15 protein-coding genes and 1 pseudogene are annotated in these 18,592 nt (G+C 45.3%); 10 read left to right on the top strand and 6 right to left on the bottom strand.

All coding sequences use genetic code 11. The annotated features are described in order from the left end of the window. A pseudogene (locus AC5FXQ_RS20905) lies at positions 1-280 on the bottom strand (transposase); the annotation flags it as partial. Positions 281-673: 393 nt separating this feature from the next. Between AC5FXQ_RS20905 and AC5FXQ_RS20900 the strand changes: the two are divergent. From AC5FXQ_RS20900 to AC5FXQ_RS20855, 10 genes are all read left to right on the top strand, one after another. After that, positions 674-2,260: a cysteine peptidase family C39 domain-containing protein gene (locus tag AC5FXQ_RS20900; protein WP_493604356.1), complete on the top strand. Its 1,587-nt coding sequence runs from the start codon at positions 674-676 to the stop codon at positions 2,258-2,260. Positions 2,261-2,379: 119 nt separating this feature from the next. Then, complete coding sequence (locus tag AC5FXQ_RS20895; RefSeq protein WP_493604355.1) at positions 2,380-2,625, top strand: hypothetical protein; 246 nt, start codon at positions 2,380-2,382, stop codon at positions 2,623-2,625. Positions 2,626-2,783: 158 nt separating this feature from the next. Further along, positions 2,784-3,716, top strand: coding sequence for a hypothetical protein (locus AC5FXQ_RS20890; protein WP_493604354.1), 933 nt, complete (start codon positions 2,784-2,786; stop codon positions 3,714-3,716). 100 nt (positions 3,717-3,816) lie between these two features. Further along, positions 3,817-5,994: a peptidase domain-containing ABC transporter gene (locus tag AC5FXQ_RS20885; RefSeq protein ID WP_493604353.1), complete on the top strand. Its 2,178-nt coding sequence runs from the start codon at positions 3,817-3,819 to the stop codon at positions 5,992-5,994. Between the two features lie 51 nt (positions 5,995-6,045). After that, positions 6,046-7,332 (top strand): HlyD family secretion protein, encoded by a 1,287-nt coding sequence (locus AC5FXQ_RS20880; RefSeq protein WP_493604352.1) that lies wholly within the window; start codon positions 6,046-6,048, stop codon positions 7,330-7,332. Between the two features lie 14 nt (positions 7,333-7,346). Next, entirely contained in the window at positions 7,347-8,642 is a 1,296-nt protein-coding gene (locus AC5FXQ_RS20875; protein ID WP_493604351.1) for a hypothetical protein, read from the top strand. After that, complete coding sequence (locus AC5FXQ_RS20870; protein ID WP_493604350.1) at positions 8,639-10,195, top strand: glycosyltransferase; 1,557 nt, start codon at positions 8,639-8,641, stop codon at positions 10,193-10,195. The genes AC5FXQ_RS20875 and AC5FXQ_RS20870 overlap by 4 nt, the downstream gene beginning before the upstream one ends. A 115-nt stretch (positions 10,196-10,310) precedes the next feature. Continuing rightward, on the top strand, positions 10,311-10,835 hold the full coding sequence (locus tag AC5FXQ_RS20865) for an O-methyltransferase (RefSeq protein ID WP_493604349.1): 525 nt from the start codon (positions 10,311-10,313) through the stop codon (positions 10,833-10,835). Positions 10,836-10,883: 48 nt separating this feature from the next. Beyond that, entirely contained in the window at positions 10,884-12,731 is a 1,848-nt protein-coding gene (locus AC5FXQ_RS20860; RefSeq protein WP_493604348.1) for a transglycosylase domain-containing protein, read from the top strand. A 22-nt stretch (positions 12,732-12,753) separates the two neighbouring features. Further along, a complete protein-coding gene (locus tag AC5FXQ_RS20855; protein WP_493604347.1) occupies positions 12,754-13,260 on the top strand; it encodes a M15 family metallopeptidase in 507 nt (168 codons plus the stop codon). A 411-nt stretch (positions 13,261-13,671) separates the two neighbouring features. On the opposite strand, the gene AC5FXQ_RS20850 is transcribed toward AC5FXQ_RS20855, so the two are convergent. From AC5FXQ_RS20850 to mobC, 5 genes are all read right to left on the bottom strand, one after another. Next, complete coding sequence (locus AC5FXQ_RS20850; RefSeq protein ID WP_493604346.1) at positions 13,672-14,325, bottom strand: response regulator; 654 nt, start codon at positions 14,323-14,325, stop codon at positions 13,672-13,674. A 5-nt stretch (positions 14,326-14,330) separates the two neighbouring features. Continuing rightward, positions 14,331-15,095, bottom strand: a complete 765-nt coding sequence (locus AC5FXQ_RS20845; protein WP_493604345.1) for a sensor histidine kinase — start codon at positions 15,093-15,095, stop codon at positions 14,331-14,333. Positions 15,096-15,119: 24 nt separating this feature from the next. Continuing rightward, positions 15,120-15,773, bottom strand: coding sequence for a hypothetical protein (locus AC5FXQ_RS20840; RefSeq protein ID WP_493604344.1), 654 nt, complete (start codon positions 15,771-15,773; stop codon positions 15,120-15,122). Positions 15,774-15,815: 42 nt separating this feature from the next. Continuing rightward, the gene (locus AC5FXQ_RS20835) at positions 15,816-16,259 is read right to left on the bottom strand and encodes a hypothetical protein (protein ID WP_493604343.1); all 444 of its coding nucleotides are present in this window, start codon (positions 16,257-16,259) and stop codon (positions 15,816-15,818) included. Between the two features lie 338 nt (positions 16,260-16,597). Next, positions 16,598-18,592, bottom strand: coding sequence for a conjugal transfer protein MobC (gene mobC / locus AC5FXQ_RS20830; RefSeq protein WP_493604342.1), 1,995 nt, complete (start codon positions 18,590-18,592; stop codon positions 16,598-16,600).

Here is an 18,592-nt window from a genome sequence, read left to right as displayed (position 1 = left end):
AGACCCGCAGACGTGCGCCAGCATCGGGTCCACATCCTGCAGCATTTGTTTGTCCAGGCCCGAGGTCTGCCACCAGCTGTTTCAGGTGCCTGTTTTCCTCCTCCAACTGCCGCAGCTTGCGCAGTTCACTCACCCCTAAACCACCGTACTTTTTCTTCCAGTTGTAGAAAGTGGCCTCCGAGATGCCCATCTTGCGGCAAACCTCGTCTACCTTGACACCCGTCTCTGCTTGCTTGAGGGCAAAGAGGATCTGCGCCTCGGTAAATTTTGATTTCTTCATGGCAATTCGTTTTAAAGCTATACGATTATTGCCCGTTTTCTCTACTTTACAGCGGTCCGGTTTTTCGGGGGGAGGTCAATCCATGCGCTAATATTTATTTTTATTCTACTTGAGTGAAATTAAAATACGCCTGCTATGAAGTAAGCGAATCCAGTTGAAACGGCCTTTATTGATGAAATAAGGAGACAACTCTTCGATCAACCAAGGTGCGAATTGGGATGTTGATGTTTTTTTTAAATGTATTAACTTGAATATATAAAATTTATTTATTAGGTTTAAATACACAATCATTAGAGGGGATAATTATAAACAATCTGCTTTAGACAGAGGATAAGAGCAGAAAGTGTGTGGTGGATAGTTATTGATTGGCTACGTGTCAACTTAACAGTTCCTATGAAATCAAACAATGCCGCTGTCTGTCTCTTGCATCTTGTGAGGCTATTAAAAGTCCCTGTAACTGAAAGCAGCATCCGGGGAGAACTCGGCCGACACCCTGATACCCCTAGCATGCTGGCCTTAAGCGATGTGCTTAGCAATTGGGGAATGCCGAACAGGGCGCTTCAACTGGGGGAACAAGACCTACCTGCATCCCTTCTGCCTTGTATAGTTTATCTAACATGCAATGGTGGCGAGTTTGCTGTCGTCCAAAAAATAGATCAACATCATATCATTGTCTCTAACGATAGATGGCGTAACTACAAGCTGACGGCTGATGAATTTAGCATTTACTTCACGGGCTTCGTGCTGGTCGCAGAGCCTGAAGCAGGTTCTGGAGAGCAGGGGTACTCTCAAAAGAGGAGAAAGGAAGTATTGGAGCTTATCCGTACCCCATTCCTATTAGCAGGTTTTGGCTTGGTCGCAGTAGCTCTTTTTTTTCAATCCTTCTATTTAGATGGTAATGCCGACTGGCAAGTGATTTTCATAGCCCTCTTCAAAAGCGCTGGCATTGCGGTTTCTATCCTGTTGCTCATTCAGAGCATTGATGCTAACAACCAGCTGGTGCAGCGCCTTTGCTCAGCAGTAAAGGGAAATGGCTGCAATACAGTTCTTTTTTCAAAGGCAGCCCGCATAACAGAGGGATTGACTTGGGCTGAAGTTGGCTTCTTTTATTTTGTAGGCACTTTTTTGTCCCTTCTGTTTTATGCATCCTCTCCGGTTGTCATTCAAATACTGGCAATCCTTAACTCAATTTGCCTGCCCTACACTCTGTTCTCAATTTATTATCAGTATCGCATTTCCAAACAATGGTGCGTGCTGTGCTGTACAGTGCAGGCACTTTTGTGGCTTGAGTTTGCTGCTTTCTCACCCTTCTTCATTGGGCTTCCTCTCTCCCTTCCTAATCTGGCTGAATGCTTGGGCATGCTAGTCTGTACTGTGTCACCTGTACTGTTTTGGGTTTTTATGAAGCCTTTTCTGTTGAATTCTCAACGGTTAGAGACTTATAGAAAACAACTGATGGTATTTAAAAATAATGCTAGTGTGTTTGAGAGGACGCTGTCAGGGCAGCCGCGCTATGATTTGCCAGAAGAGTCATATTCTATCATATTGGGTAATCCTGGAGCGCAGAAAATCATTACGATAGTGTCTAATCCCTTTTGCGCTCCATGTTCTAAAGCACATATAACAATAGATGAATGGTTGTCCAGAAGGGATGACATACAGCTCAGAGTTGTCTTTACCACTACTGAAAGCCAGCAGGATGAAATGAGCAAAGTTGCAAAGCGCCTTATGAACTTGAACAGGCACAATAAAGCCTTGGTGAAACAGGCTATGCATGACTGGTACATCCAGGATCACAAAGACTATGAGGCATGGGCGAGGCTGTATCCGGTACAGGGGAAGCTTGAAAGAGACCCCTTGCTTGAAAAACAACTGCAATGGTGCAGAACAGCTCAAGTAACTTTTACACCAACTATTTTGATTAATGAGTACAGCTTACCCAATCTGTACCTTCTAGAGGATATAAAGTACTTTATCTAGTTATAAGTTAATAAAATATTGTTTGGCCAACAATTTGAGTTGCCTGTCTTCAATAAATACAGGATAGGGAATGCCGTAACCCGAAAAAGTGAGGCTTAATGTTTAATATAAATTTATTCATGAAAAAATTAAATTTAGTTTCTCTGAATGTAAAAGAAATTCTTACAAGAGAGCAGTTAAGAAATATAGTAGGTGGGGGGGACGGATATGGCAGTCAAACGGTACTAATTTGTACCACACCGAATGGTACTGAAGAGTGGAGAAGAGAATGTACTCCCTCTTCTGCGGATTCAGACTGTAGAGCAATTTATCCTGCATATAAGGACGGTGTTACTGGTATGTGTGCACCTTTAATTACTCCTTAAATTTAAATAAGAGGGGCATAAGCCCCTCTTATCACAGATGTTTTTAATTATCATTACCTGATATTTTAATGTACCATTAAAAGTATATGAGAGGGTCAAGAGTAGGATTATTTATTCTGTTTGCCACTATTTCTTTATTTCTCTTTTCTTGTAGGGGAGTGGAAGAAGAATTGGCTTTGGATATACAACAGCAGGAAGTGGAGGCAGAAATGGCTTCAATTCCAAGTGATGGTGTGCCGTTAATACGAGAGGGTAACTTCCTGTTTGTCGAGGCAGTAATTCAAGATACGATTTCTGCCAGACTTATATTGGACACTGGATCGCAGGCGGGCTTGATCCTTGATTCTGGTTTTGTAAGGAAAAAACAGCTTATTTCTCATGAATACTATCATAGGGATAGGAATACTTTTGAGGGAAGAGTACAGTATATCAGGGGCATGAAAAGCCTTAAGGACAAAGCAGTTTCTGTAAAAGTTAAACAGTCTGTTGCCTTTATGCACTACACAGGTGTTGTAGATTGGTCGCGGGTTCTCAAAGATTATAAAGTTGACGGAGTGTTAGGAATGGACTTTATTGACAGGTTTGTGATGGAACTTAATTATAAGGACGGCTATATTATCTTTCATAAGGCAGATAAATTTGTGGAACCACATGGTTCTAAAAGCATTCCTCTTGCATACGATACCCTCAGGAAGGTCCCAATGGTGGATGTAAGGTACAATGTTGACAATAAATATACATTCGAAAGAAGAACGAAGATTGACATTGGCTACAATCCCAGCTCTATCGGCTTCGGAAGACAGGCAGTAGAAGCCCTGAACTTGTTAAACTACATTGTCGATAAGGCTCCAGGAGAAGGATGGGGTTCTCCAATGACTATGGAGGAAGTCACAGGTTTCACAGGCAATATCAAATCCATTGAAATAAATGACGTTGTGATTGATTCTCCTGCGGTGAGGCTTTATACTTCAAAAAGGGGCCTGACATCATTCAACCAGATTTTGCTGGGTAATTACATATTTTCACGATACACTAGAGTGTTTTTCGATTTTAGGTCAGGATTGCTTTACGTAGATGATCCTGATTATTAGATTGTGGCATCAGTTCATTGGGTGTGCAACTGTAATTTGCACATTTTCCAGCTATCGACACGAGTAAAAACTATATTATTCAACAGCAACCCATTTCAAAATGGCTTTTAAGTACTTTAAGCAACATGACAGGATGGATTGTGGCCCTACTTGCCTGCGGATGATTGCGAAACATTATGGGCGGAGTATTTCAATTCAAAAAATTAGGGAGTTCAGCCACATCGGCCGAGAAGGAGTATCTTTATCAGGGCTGAGTGAAGCTGCGGAAAAGCTTGGCTTCAGGACTCTTGGGGTAAAACTTAGTTTGGATCAATTGAAATCTAGTGAATTACCCTGTGTTCTACATTGGCTGCAGAATCATTTCGTAGTACTCTATAAAATTAAAAAGGATCGGTATTTCATTGCAGACCCTGCAAAAGGGCTCATTAGTTTCTCAGAGGAGGAGTTTATACAGAATTGGCTCGTAGCTAAGGAGCTATACGGGGGTATTTCGCTGCTGCTCAGCCCGACTCCGCAATTCTTTGAGCAGAAAGATGAACGCAATAACGGGATAAGCTGGGAATTTCTGTTGCGCTATTTCTGGGCTTACAGGAAGCTATTCGTTCAGCTTGCGTTCGGGTTAAGTATAGGTAGTATTCTACAGCTTATTACCCCCTTTCTTACCCAGTCGGTTGTAGACATCGGTATTAATACACGCAATCTGAACTTTGTATATCTTATTCTGATCGCCCAGGTTATGCTGTTTCTGGGTAGTACAAGCGTTGATTTTATACGTTCATGGATACTACTGCATATCAGCACACGCATTAATGTATCTATCTTAACAGACTTCCTCATCAAGCTGATGAAGCTACCTATGAGCTTCTTCGACACTAAGATGACAGGGGACATTATGCAGCGTATGGGTGACCAACGCCGTATAGAGACATTTCTTACTGGTTCGACGCTAAGTACTATCTTTTCTTTGTTCAACCTGATAGTATTCGGAGTGGTATTGGTACATTACCACAGTAGTATTTTCCTTGTTTTTGCTGTTAGTAGCATTATTTATACCATTTGGATTCTGCTGTTCCTGAAGAGTCGAAGGGAGCTCGACTACAAGCGTTTTGACATTTCCTCAAAAAACCAGAGTAGCTTGATGCAGCTTGTGCTTGGCATGCAGGAGATAAAGCTGAACAACTGTGAGCAGCAGAAGCGGTGGGAGTGGGAGCTTATTCAAGCACGCCTTTTCAGGTTCTCCGTAAGGAGTCTTGCATTGAGCCAATATCAGCAGTCGGGAGCTTTTTTTATTAACCAGGGGAAGAACATCTTCATCACGTTTTTAAGCGCCAAAGCAGTGATAGAAGGGGATATGACATTGGGCGCCATGATGGCCGTGCAGTACATCGTGGGGCAGCTGAACAGCCCTGTAGATCAGTTCCTGGGTTTCATACAGGGATATCAGGATGCCAAAATAAGTCTGGAGCGACTGAATGAAATCCATCAGTTGGAAGATGAGGAGGAAAGTAGCAGCGACTGTCGTCCTACGTTACCTGCAGATAAAAGTATCCACATACATGGCCTCACTTTCCGATACCCAGGCGCAGGAAACGAGCCCGTCCTGAAGGACATCGAGTTGAGTATTCCTGCAGGAAAGACAACGGCTATTGTGGGAATGAGTGGTAGTGGGAAAACCACCATCCTAAAGCTGTTGCTGCGCTTCTACAAGCATGAGAGGGGCGAGATCAGGATCGGTGAAGGCAGGTTGAGTCAGATCAGCCACAAAGCCTGGCGTCGCCAGTGTGGCATCGTGATGCAAGATGGTTATATCTTCTCCGACACTATCACCAACAACATAGCGGTAGGAGATGAGTACCCGGATAGGGCTAAACTACAACATGCGGTGAGAATAGCTAATATTGAAGAATTCATAGAGAGCCTTCCATTGGGATTGAACACCAAAATTGGCGCTGAGGGGAACGGTATTAGTCAGGGACAGCGACAGCGGATACTTATAGCCCGCGCTGTGTACAAAGACCCAACCTATCTTTTTTTTGATGAAGCGACAAATGCATTGGATACAAATAATGAGAGGGTGATCATGGACAATATGCGGGAATTCTTCAGGGGGAGAACGGTCGTGGTAGTGGCACATCGCTTGAGCACCGTCAGTTCCGCTGATAATATTATCGTGCTGCACCAGGGACGGATAATTGAGCAAGGCACACACTGTGAATTAACGGCTATGAAAGGCGAGTACTACGGGCTAGTTAAAAATCAGCTGGAGCTTGGCGTGTAAAAGGCCCTTATTCCATCATGAGTGATTTATAAAGTACAAGATATAAGCCATATGCCAACTATTACCCCAAACTCTGATCAGGTTCATTCGGATGAGGTACAGGACATTATCACCGCACCTCCCTCATGGCTGCTTCGTTGGGGCATAACCCTGTTTTTTGCCTTGCTTGTACTGCTTATTATACTCTCTGTATCCATTCGCTACCCTGATACAATTGAAACTCAGTTAAAAATTAATTCAATAAACTCTCCCAAGGCAATTGTTACGAAGGTGCCAGGGAAACTTATTTCTATTCGGGTTAAAGAGAACCAGCAAGTTACAACAGGGCAAATACTGGCATTCATGGAAAGTACGGCAAATCATGAGGAAGTACTCCAACTGCTTAATTCTCTGAAAAAGTTACAGCACCAATTTTTCCAAGAAAAGCAGAGCAGCGTCAAGCCTTTTAACCTGTCTGTGAGTCTTCAGCTTGGTGAGCTTCAGAGCGCATACCAAAACTTCTATCAGGCGAGTCTTGCCTACAGGGCATCTATAGAAGACGGTTTTTATCTTAAGAAGAAGGACTACCTCCAGAAGGATCTGGCTGCCATATTGGTTCAGCATGAACAGTTGCTGGACCAGAAAGCTTTGCAGGAAAAAGACTATGAGCTTGCAAGTCAGGAGTATGAGGTGCACAGGGCCCTGTATGAACAGAAGGTGGAGACATTACTGGAGTTTAACAAAGAGGAGAGCAAACTGCTGGGCAAGCAGCTCCCCATGCAGCAAACTAAGACTGCCCTGACACAGAACAGTTCAGTTTATGCCGCCAAGGAAAGGGAGATGCTGGAGTTAAATAACCAAATAGCGGAAGAGAAACTTAGATTCATCCAAGCTATCAATAGCCTGGTGAGCGAAATAGAGAAATGGAAAAGCACCTATGTGTTAAGCGCTTCTCAGGGGGGGGAGTTAGTCCTCAATAGGATAATCCAGGAGAACCAACATCTAAACGCTAATCAGGAAGTGTTCTATGTAAACCCCGGAAATACCTCCTTTTTTGGAGAGATGCACATCCCGCAATACAATATGGGAAAGGTGGAGAAAGGACAGAAAGTGCTTATTAAGCTCAAAAGTTATCCTTATGAAGAGTACGGCACCATCTGGGGCGAAATAGAATCTATATCGGATGTGCCGCTGCAAGACAGTCTCTTTGTATCGAAGGTGATTTTTTCGGGTGATGATTTTGCAAAACGGGCAAAGCCTATAAAACTAAAGAATGGAATGTTGGCTAGTGCAGAAATCATCACTGAGGATGCTTCTCTGTTAAGCAGGCTGTTTAGAAATGTGAACAAAATATTTTGAATTGAAACCGGCTTATGAGGATACTGTATATTGCTAATATTTTAAACATGAGCTGTACAAATGACAGGCGGCTGATGTCTGTTCTAAGGGCGCTCCTGATCCCCGGGAACGAAATTGGCGTGTTAAGAAGTCAAACTTTGAGTATTGCGGATTCACAGTTAGTGTATTTGGACGATTTTTCCCAGATACATGAGGAGGATTGGGAGATGGTTGTCGTTCATGGGAGTAAGAACTTTTTCCAGGTTGGCGAGGTGGTTAAAAGAATACCATTGGTTTTTCTTGCTAATGGAACAGACAAGTCTGAACAGTGTACGCCGCTTCCTAATCTATATCAAGTTATTACAACTGATAGAGATATTGAACCATGCCTGTGGGGAATACCAGAAGAACTTGTTACACATATTTCCATACCGGTTTCTCTTTCCGATCTAACAGAAAAGACCCATCAACGGGAGAATGCCAAAACGTTCAGAGTAATTTATCTTGTCAGTGATAAGGATAGAGAGCTACGGGTAGTGCGAAGCATAATTAATACGTTCAACTTAATTAGATACGCAGAGTTAACAGTCGTTACCTCACCTGCTGATACCCTTTTACTCCAGGATCAGGCAAACGACAATATTTTATTCTCGAATTTGCAAGCTAATAATACTGCAGGCCTGATCCAGAGCCATGATGCCGTCATTGCCAGTGATGAATCAGCTAAACATGCACTCCTTTTTGATAAGCCTGTAATAATCGCAGGCGACAAGGGACTTGGAGGAGTTGTAAACAAAGACAATTTTGCAGACTTTGAGCGTTCTGACTTTAGAGGGAGAATCGGCGGATACCACAATGAGGTAATACCTGTTCCCTTACTGGAATATGAAATCCGTCAAGCACTTGGAATAGTTGGAGATGGAGCCAATCAGCCGCTGAGCGGTACAGCCTATACCTGTCTTAAAGATAATTGGCGCAATGATTGGTCTAATGTGATTGTGCAAACGGTATCTGCGGTCGGACGATTGTCTCAGATTTTACAAGAACCGAAAAGCATCAGGGGGTTAGTCCCAAAGCTCTCGTGCAGTATCTCGCTTGCTGACGTTCCCGGAGACGGCCATGGGCAGGTATCCATCACGAATAAAATCACAGGCAAAGTTATAGGAAGCCTTGGGAGAGAAGAGACATCACTGATGAAAGCTTGTGATGGCGTTCAGACGCTTGAGGGAATCATTCAAAGCCAGACGGATTATGATGCCAATGATATAATTGAGTTTATACTCCAATTAGAAGAAAATAAAGTGGTGAATTTTCAGCTACAAGCCTTATGACTTATCCCGCTTATCATCATATTCTCACTGATTTTGACACGAGCATAGTTCTTCCTATTCATACTGATATAAGTGAATTTAGCTGTGTCCTGTATAAAAATGCTCCTTATCTTCAGCGAAACGGTATTGAGGTAATCATCGCGATAGAGGAGGCTGCGGAACAGCAAGCCCTCCTAGAGTTAATCAAACAGTATCCCTTGCTAAATTGGGTAGTGGTGGTGAGCAACCAGCTTTTAGCGGAGAGAAGTCGCAGCACACTTATTAATATTGGCATACATGCCGCCAAAAAGCGTTTTATCATGATTTGTGATCCTAGGTGTGTTTTCCTAACGGATGTCATCTTTAGGCTACGCTATATGGCAGAATATTTTGGAGCCTGTTTTACTGTTGGCAAAACAGTGGGAAATGTGCACAGCTCAGGCCACGAGCAAGTGCATATGCCTTACTCCTTTCATGAGAATCTGCTAGTTATGAAAAGTTATGTTGAGCAAGTTGGAGGCTGCTCAAGCTTTTTTGATGTAGACGGGGAGGAACATTGTAATGTAACTGCAAAGTTAGAGTATGGGGGGGTAAAGAAGGTCTATGTGGCGGATGCCCTGGCAATGTTCCCGAAGGGAGATAATATGTTAGCAAAAAATGCAGCTCTTTCTCAGGCAGTCCTCTATCGTCTCCACTATCCTCCAAAAGAAGATTATAGCCGACAGGAAGTAGGGAGCACCTATTCTACCATTTACCATTACATGAGCAAAGGGAGTGCGGAAGAAATGTGTATATCCTATCTTGCGAAGTTTAAGAAGTATAAGGTAAGTGGAAAGGAAGTTTTTACAAAGAAATTTAAGGCAGTCGCCCTTATCCAAACATATAATGAGAAGCTGCACCTGCCTGAAGTGTTACTGCACTTAGACAAAGTTTGTGACGGAATTATCTTGTTAGATGATGATAGCACTGATGGGTCATATGAACTCTCCAAGAGTGATAAGTTGCTTCTCAAGGTACAAAAGCAACGGAATGAATTTTATGACCTTGAGAATCGCAATCTCTTGCTGGATTTAGCATCTTTTTTTAATGCTGAGTGGCTTTTTTTCATTGATGCGGATGAACGTTTTGATCCCAGGTTCAGTGATCTTAATGATCTCATAGGTAAGGAGAGAGGCCCAGTAGTTAGCTTCTGGCTTGTAAATACTTGGGACGCCAGCAATCAATATCGCACTGACATCTCTGATTCGGCAAAATATTCAACAAAAGGAATACTCTCAAGACCTAGAATGTTCAGAAATGATAGGGGACGTGTTCAGATTATCTTAAGAGATACGAGAAAGCTTCACTTTTCACCAGTACCCTATAATTCTGAACCCAGACCAGGGAATATACTGCTCATACACTCTGGACTACAAGATAAAGAAGTAAGGGGGAAAAAGCACTGTTTCTACAAAGCAGAAGATGATTATAGTAAACGTGATTTGGATACCTATTATAGCTATTTACTTGATGAAAATCCATGTTTGGCATCAATTGAAAGCATCATGCTTCCTCATTGGGAAGGGGCATCCTAAGTCCCTGTGATGATTATTTTTTTTTCTCGGATGTAAACCTTCGGAGGTGCATGAGTTAAGGCTGAACACTGGAAAGACACTATATCACAATGCAATCAATCTCAAACATAATTTTATGAAAAACACACCCTACTTGGATATTGCAACAAAGTATTACGAAGAGTTTGGGGATAATCAGAAGCCAATGGCTGCTAGTCCTCAATCCCTGACAGTTTGTGTGCAGCTCATCGAGTATTCAAACTCCTCCTCTGTACTTGACTGTGGAAGTGGGCTTAGCTCTGCGTATTTTCATGCTATTTTCAGCAATGTTAAAACAGTAGACGATGACGCCTACTGGGCAGCAAAAACGACAAAATTCCTGTCAAAATATATAAATAAAAATATCTCAATTGACGCTATCACGGATCTTGATGACGAACAATTTGACTTTGTGTTTTATGACTACGGAGGGATAGAGACCAGGATATACTATTTTAGGAAGGCCCTAGAATTGTGCAAAAAGTATCTGTATGTAGATGACATGCATATACCTTATTATAGAGAATATGTACAAGAGAAGAGTAAATCTTTTAGGTTACGTGTTTTGCCAGACACCGTGGACGAATACGGGAGATACGGTGCTTTAATTATCAAAAGCTGATTATGCATGATTAGTTTGCTAAAAGATTAACTATTAAGCTTCTCAATAGTGAAAAAGATAATTTTTAAAGGCAAAGTTCTAAAGAATCTTTTGATAATTGGGTGTACAGCTTTATTTAAAAGTGAATGGACGCTTAAACTACAAAGGAATGCCATAAGTGAAGCAGGTAAGCTGTTCTTTATCACTATGGAGGTGGGTGCAATAGAGTTATCTGCATTCAAAGTAGTCATAAAGGATTTGCGCATTCAATCTAGTAAGGTTTATACTCACCTACCACATGTCAGTATAAAATTATCATCTGAGGCAATTCTGAAGGGCAAGTTTCGGCTCAGGTGCCATAGTGTGGGGAAAATTGTTAACAGAATTACTGCCAAAAAGAGTGAAATGCATTCCAGCAAGTCAACTAATGAAAGTAGTTTTCATTCCTCCCAAATAATTAGAAAATACTACGTTTTTGTGTTTAGGTATGCAGAAAAGTTTATTGGAAGTATTCCTTATGAGTTTAGAGCCGATGCGATAGAGATTTCCACAAGTGACAAGCATAGCTATCTGTTATCGATAAATAATATTGAATTGTTTAAGGAGGTCCTCACGGCTAGAGCCTGTTTTTCAGGCCTCGCTTCACAACAATTTAATTTAGTTGGTGCTCTTGATAAGAAAAACAAAGTAATTTCCATTAATAGCATAGAATCGCTTGATCAGAATCAATTGGTGTCTATACCAAACAATGGTTTCAGACTTGTAACGAACGATTTATCCATACAGGTGGCTGTCAATGATCCTCTGAACATTTCAATTGAGTTTTGTGCAAACGATACTTTTATAAAGAACGGGAAGATACTGCATGATGGAATCACTATACCACTTTTAAAGGGGCGACTTAATTGTCAGCTTTCAGAAGATGCTTTTATGGTTGAGGATTCCTCATTTATCGATTACAATAGGATAAGGCTTGATTTTTCTGTTAAGCATGATTTTGTAGAGGACAATTTGGTGGCAGTTGCTTTTTCAATGGAGGAGATTGCTGTGGAAGATCTCATTGGTTCTTTACCAATTTCTTTATTTGGGTATCTGAATAAGTTTAAATTGAAGGGTAAACTTTCCATTGAGGATGCCATTTTAGCTTTCCAAGTTAATGACTCTTATAACAATCTGCTGGATATAAAAATAGATCATACGTTGGAGCCGTTGTCTTATCCACCCGTTTTTGCAGATTTGGCGGGCTCATTCATGCACAACGTCCTCGAAAACGGAAAGTTTATTAGGAGCATTCACTTATGTGAAACAAACCGAAGTTTCATAAAAATAGATGATATCCCAAGTGTATTGGCAAATTTGATTCTAAATACTGAGGATCCACGATTTTATCAGCATCTTGGGGTCGATTTGCAGATGCTGGGCTATGCCTTCGCATATAATTATGAAAATAAGCGGTTTATAAGAGGTGCAAGTACCATAACCATGCAGTTGGTTAGAAATTTGTTCTTGAGTCATGAGAAAGCAATCAGCAGAAAAATAGAAGAGATTATTGTTGCACTTTTACTTGAGAATGTGTTTCAGGTCTCTAAAAGTAGAATATTGGAGATTTATATGAATGTCATTGAGTTGGGGATTAACGTTTATGGTGTTAAGGAAGCATCAGAATTTTATTTTGACAAACAGCCTTCTCAGCTAACTATAAAAGAGTGCTTAATCCTGACTTATATAATACCGCGTCCTAAATTCTTTCTGGATGCCTTCCTCTCTTCTTCAGAACAGCTAAAAACCAATCTGAGGAAACACCTGGCTTGGTACTCTAGGGCGCTTGTGAATCAGGGTGTCATAACTGAAGAAGAAGCTATTTGTATTTTAGAGTCTAACATTTCAATTCGGGGTAAGGAACTATTCTTGAACTAATTGGTAATAAAGGAGTCCTGACATGTCTGTTGATATAATATCTGTTTCTGATTTAAGCTTTTTGATGGCATTGGATGACCTTCATCCACTATTGATAAAAGAGTACCTTCGTTCAAAAGAAGCCTATTTAGGAGTGCACCCTAACCTGCCTCATCCATTTATCATGAGCGGATATCGTTCTATGGAGGAACAGGCAGCGCTATATGCACAAGGACGTGAGGATGTAGAAGAGGTGAACAGGCTGCGGGCACAAGCAAATTTGCACCCATTAAGCAAGAGTGAAAATGACTTGGTCGTCACACATGCACCACCTGGTCAATCTGCGCATAACTTCAAGAAGGCACGAGCCTTCGATGTGGCTTTCATAACATCAGATAAGAAGCTTGATTGGGATGTGGATTTGTTTAGAAAATTTGCGGGTTTTATGCTTCAGCATGATAAAATAGTTTGGGGTGGGAATTATTCTTCCTTAAAGGATTTCCCGCATTTCGAATTGTCAGGATGGAGGGATGACAAATGGGAGGTATGATAGATAAATCTTGTCCTTTGATTAGTATTTTCTGAACCCGTTCTGCCCCCTGTAGTGTGGCGGGATAATAAAGTGATTATCGGTTAAGAGGACTCTATTACCTCCTTCTATCCTAACTTTCAAATAAGTTAATTCTCTATTTATTTGACTTAGTAATCAGGCAATAGCAAGGCTGCACAAGCTTCTTTTTGTCGATCTTGGTATTGCCTCCGCTTGCCAGTCTACTATATTCCTCACGCCTGTTGCCGTTATGTTTTTGATGTTGTAAAATGCCTCCTGCAATTAATAAAATAAAACCTACAGCCCACGTTTTGCTCGCCTGCGGGTCAGCCGCCGCGCATCCAGCCGCCCTTGTTCTTCGAGCTCAATCTGGCTGGCTATGGCTAATGTAAGCAGTAGGCGGTTCTAGGGTTAAGTTAGCTTCACCAGCCCACTCCGGATGGCATAGACGGCCAGCGCCGTACGTGTCTTCACACCAAATCGCCTGAAGAACCTGTCCCGCTTTGCTTCCACCGCGCGCCCGCTGATATTGAGGGGTGCCTCAAAAGCCTTGTAAGGTAGGTCCGTACAAATCAGCTCCAGGAAAGCCAGGTCCTCCTCTGTCAGAGGAGGAGCGACAGGAGAGGGGCTGATCATATCCTGTCGCAGGATCTCGCTGACGCTACCGGTGTAGTAGCTCCCGTTGATTTCGAGGGCATCCAGTGCCATCCGAAGCTCGGCGGAGTCCGCACTTTTGAGGATGTAGCCATCCACACCGCATTTCAGCATTTTCAGGATTGAGGCGTGATCATCCCGCATGGAAAGCGCGAGTAGCCTGACCTGTGGATGGTGCTCCCGGAACCAGCGGGCTGTTTCGAAGCCATCCATTTCCGGCATGCTGATGTCGAGCAGTGCTATAGCTGGAATACGATCCGGGAAGAGCTTGCGGATAAGATCCTTCCCGTTATCGGCTTCCAGCGTAACAGTGTAGCCGCTGAAGCTATTTATGACCTCTTTAAGACCTTCCCTGAAAAGGCGGTGGTCATCCACCAAGGCAATTTTTGTTATCGGTATAGTTGTTTCCATAGGGTTTAAGTTAAGGGTAATTCAATCCATACGTTGGTCCCTGCACCGTTCTGACTCTCCAGCCTGAGCCTGGCCCCGATCAGGTGCGCACGGTTGCGCATGTTGTGGAGCCCTGTTCCTGCCGTAGCCCTGCTGTGCTCAAAACCACGACCATCGTCCGTTATCTGCAGCTGCAGACTGCTACCGGTATATCGTAGAAGAATGGTAATGGAACGTGCCCTGGCGTGGCGCAGGATATTGCTCAGGGCTTCCTGTACGATGCGGAAGAGCAGGAGTTTTTTCTCGGAGGGGAGCGGCTGTTCCGGTCCTTCCAGCCGGAGATCAACCCGGTGCGTACCGGCCTGCCGTATAAGTTCAACGTGCGCCTCCAACAGGGCCGTGAGCTCCTGCTCGTGTATGTAGAGGCTGTTGTAGCGTCTGGCGAGTGCCCGGACCTCATCAATGGCCAGGTCCAGGGTTCCCCTGCTTTTGTAAAAAACGGCAGATGCCTGGCCAGCGTTTTCGGCTCCGACCCCGAGCTGCAGCCGGGCCAGCAGCAGAAGCTGCCCGATGTTATCGTGTAGCTCCTGTGAGAAGGAAAGGAAGGTCTCCTCCTGTATTTCCAGCTGCGCTTTCAGAATTTCCTGCCGGTAGTCCGCCTCCAGTCGCAGGAGTTCCTGCTGATGCTGCAGTTGTTTTTTCTGGTAGGCCAGGGTAATCATGATGATAATCAGGCCAAGCGCCAGCATTAGCGCTGTCCCGGCAATAATGATAACAGGTGTCTCAGGCATAGGAGTACGCGCTTATACCCCGATCTATGTGATTGAACAGGCGGGGTTACTCTTACGACCAGATAGTAAGAAGGCGACAAGCGTCATCAAATAAAGCAAAAAACTCAGAAAAATGCCGATAAAATAAAATGTATGGGCGGCGTCGAAAGACTCTCCCAGCATCGTATTCATCAGGCCGTCGTTGAAGAAATTCCCAAGGGCGTGGAAAAGGAGCCCGCTGACAATCCAGAATGAAGGTTCCCGCTCGAGCCGATCCACGGTCATGTAACGGAAAATTTCCCGGATATATACCAGAGACCAGCTTATGAGCAGAAGATGCTTCAGTGCCAGGGCGAAAGAGTTAAACGCTTCCTCTGCCTGAAAGCGGTAGGTGATCAGCAGCACGAGCAGCACGTAAAGCGGGATGGAGCATGCAATTGCCCTGCGCCATCCTGATCCCCTGATCAGAAACCCCAGAGTGGCGGCAAACAGCGCATACTGGACCGGGGCCAGGAGCTGGTAAATGTGCAGGTTCTGTACCTGCCTCATCATCAGAAAGGCGCTGTAACCCTCCAGCAGGAACGTTGCCAGTAATGCACTTCCCAACAAGTGGAGTACTGGGGAGTGCTGCCGGAAACGGATCAACCAGGCAAGCAGGTTAAAGGCCAACAGGCTGAAATATATCCAAAGGTCCCACATTGTTAAAAAGAGAGGGAGGCAGTTGCCTGCCCCCCGTTTAAGTTAATTATCCCATTCCAGGAGTTCATCTTTCGGGCAGTTAAGGCGCGGCGGACAGTGGCAGCAGTTTTCCACATAGAGACTTTCTTCGCTTTCGGTGGAAAACGATGCGACAGTCTCCTCTTCCTGCACCGGCCCCATGAACAGCAAATGCTCCCCGTTCTCCCGGACGCCATAGTAGACACGGAAGAATGCAGCCCCGGGCTGGCTGTTGAGCAGCTCCCGCAAAGAGTCAGCCGTGAAGGTGGAGGCGCGGATCATCGTGTCAGCCAGGGCCGGGGCCTGCGTCTGCAACAGCTGCCAGTACCGGTCACAGTTTGCTTTGAGCTCTTCAGGCGCTACGGCCTGCGAATGTAGAACATTATTTTCTGGATTGCCAAAATCACACGCGGGTGTTTCGGCAAAGGTAAAGGATCCCGTTTGGGTCCGGGTCAACAGCTTCGGCATAGTTTATTAAATTTTGGTTAAAAAAACTTGTGCCTGAAGGTGCTCGCTCATGTCCCGCCATTCAACCGCATGTAATTCCGGGAGTGAATGTGGTGTTTATAAATTATTGATTTTTAATGTTTTGCATATGTGTAGATGTGGATATTCCGGCTCTCCGGCTTTTCTCACGGCTGGCGGATGGGTTAAAAGGGAAGGTACACAGGAAAATACCTCGCTTTTGTGTGTAAAATCACAGCACAGACCGATTGGAAATTACTGCTGTTTTAGTATAACCTGCCGGTTTTAACAGGCATCGGGTTCCTGCTGGTCAGGCAGTCAAAGCGGAAGCGGAACATTATCTAGCCCGCCCTGTCCACCAGCAGGTGAGCCAGGGCCGGGTCCTGCAGCACACGGTCCATTTCACTGTGGAGCAGGTTTTCAATATCCTGCCTGATCTGCCGGTAATTGCGCTGGACAGCTTCCGGGGGGAGAGTGCGTACAGCAGGAAGCGGCCGATAGGCTGCCTGTTCCCGGCGCAGGGCCTCATGGTCATTCAGTATTTCGGCGTGGAAGGCCTTCAGTTCTATTCTGCAGTCCGGGTCATCCGCCACCATGCCCACGAACTCCCCGGAGCTCAGGCTGGCGATGCGCGAGGCGGGGATGGCGGCTTCCAACTGCCTGGAGCGGCTGACGGATGTGTCTCCGCTGTTGATTGAGATGCTTTGCCGGTCCTGCTGGATGCGGCCGAACCGGTCGGAGAGGAGGCGTGCCGTTTCTCCCGTGGCCTGTCCGCAGATCACATTGCCGGCTATGCCGGTGATCACATCGGCCTGCTCGCGTCCGTAGTCTTTCCGCAGCTGGCTGAAATCCTGCAGACCCAGGCAGGTGGCGACTTTGTTGCTGCGGGCCGTGGCCATCAGGCTGTCCATGTTGGAGAGGTAGAGGGTGGGGAATTCATCGAATACCAGGCTGCAGGGCTGTTTCCCCTTCTGGTTGACCAGTTTGATCAGGCGGGTCACGTAAAGGGAAAGGACGGCCTCGTAGATCTGGACCTTCTGCGGGTTGTTGCCCATGCAGATGATTTTGGGTGCCTCCGGGTTGTTGAGGTCCAGCGTAAAGTCGTTGCCGGACAGCACATAGTACAGCTGGGGGGAGGAGAGGCGGGCCAGCGCTACTTTGGCAGAGGCAATCTGCCCCTCCAGCTGCTCCATCACATCGTGCCGGAAGGCGTTTACGAAGGGGTTGATCAGCACTTCAATCTCTGGTTCCGTGCGGAGTACGGTAAAGAGACGCTCATAATCAGCCTGCATCAGCTCGATCACATGCGGCAGGGTGCAGAACTCCCCGTCCCGGTACCTGCGGAGAAACCAGATGATGGCGGTGAGGAAGTTGATCGGGGACTCGACAAAGAAGTCTCCCTGGCGCCGGATCCATTCCCGGTTCAGGCCGAGCAGGATGGTCCGGGCCGACTCGGCCGCGTCGGTGATGTCGGTCATGGTGCCCGGGGCCAGCGGGTTGCAGCGGTGGCTGCGGGAAAGATCATCGAAGTTGATTGCAAAGAAGGCGGGAGGCACCCGGTGCCGCTTCCCGTGCCGGAGCCAGGCGTTGTAGGCGATCCGGGAGAGGTCGTCGAACTTGAAGTCATAAACAAACATGGCAAAGCCCTTGCGGATGTGCTGGGTAATGACATGGCGTATGACAAAATAGCTCTTCCCGGCGCCGGGCGTACCCAGCACCAGCAGCCCCCGGAAAGGGTTGATGATGTTGATCCAACTTTTGCGGGCCTGATTTTTGAGTCTGTAGCGGGCCGGGAGGTTGATGGAGTAGGCGTTTTCCAGCAGCCGCTCTTCCTGCGGGAAGGTTTCGTTCTCACGGTTGAAGACATCCGCGCTGCCCAGGCGGCTTCGGATGACGCGTGTCATCAGGATGCCTCCCGACAGGGTCAGCAGGTAACCGATTCCCACCAGCAGTAGGTATCCTGTGGCTAACAACTGTGGGGGAATATGAAAGGCAAGAAGGAGACAACTGCCGAAAAAAAGCAGCAGTCCCACCAGCAGGCAGGCGAGGCCGCGCCCGTAACGTAGTTTTTCATGCTTTCGCCCCCGGGCACCCAGCAGGGAGACAAGCAGGAATCCGAAGGAGAGGCCTTTGGAGCGGTGGAAGGTATCGAAGAGTCCGGTATTCCGAATAGTGCGTAGCAGCTGGTCAGTGAAAGGATGGGAAATCTGCCACTCCTCAAACGCTGCGTAGCAGAAATAATACACATGTAGTACGAGGAGAACCAGGCTGATCAACCTGGTCATGTCCAGGATTTTGCGCAGTGCCTGCTCGTTTTCGCCGGTCTGGTAAGCCAT

The sequence above is a fragment of the Pontibacter sp. LHS1 genome, assembly GCF_058932855.1.
The sequence above is the reverse complement of the archived record's forward strand: the minus strand, read 5'-3'. Positions and strand labels throughout refer to the sequence as shown.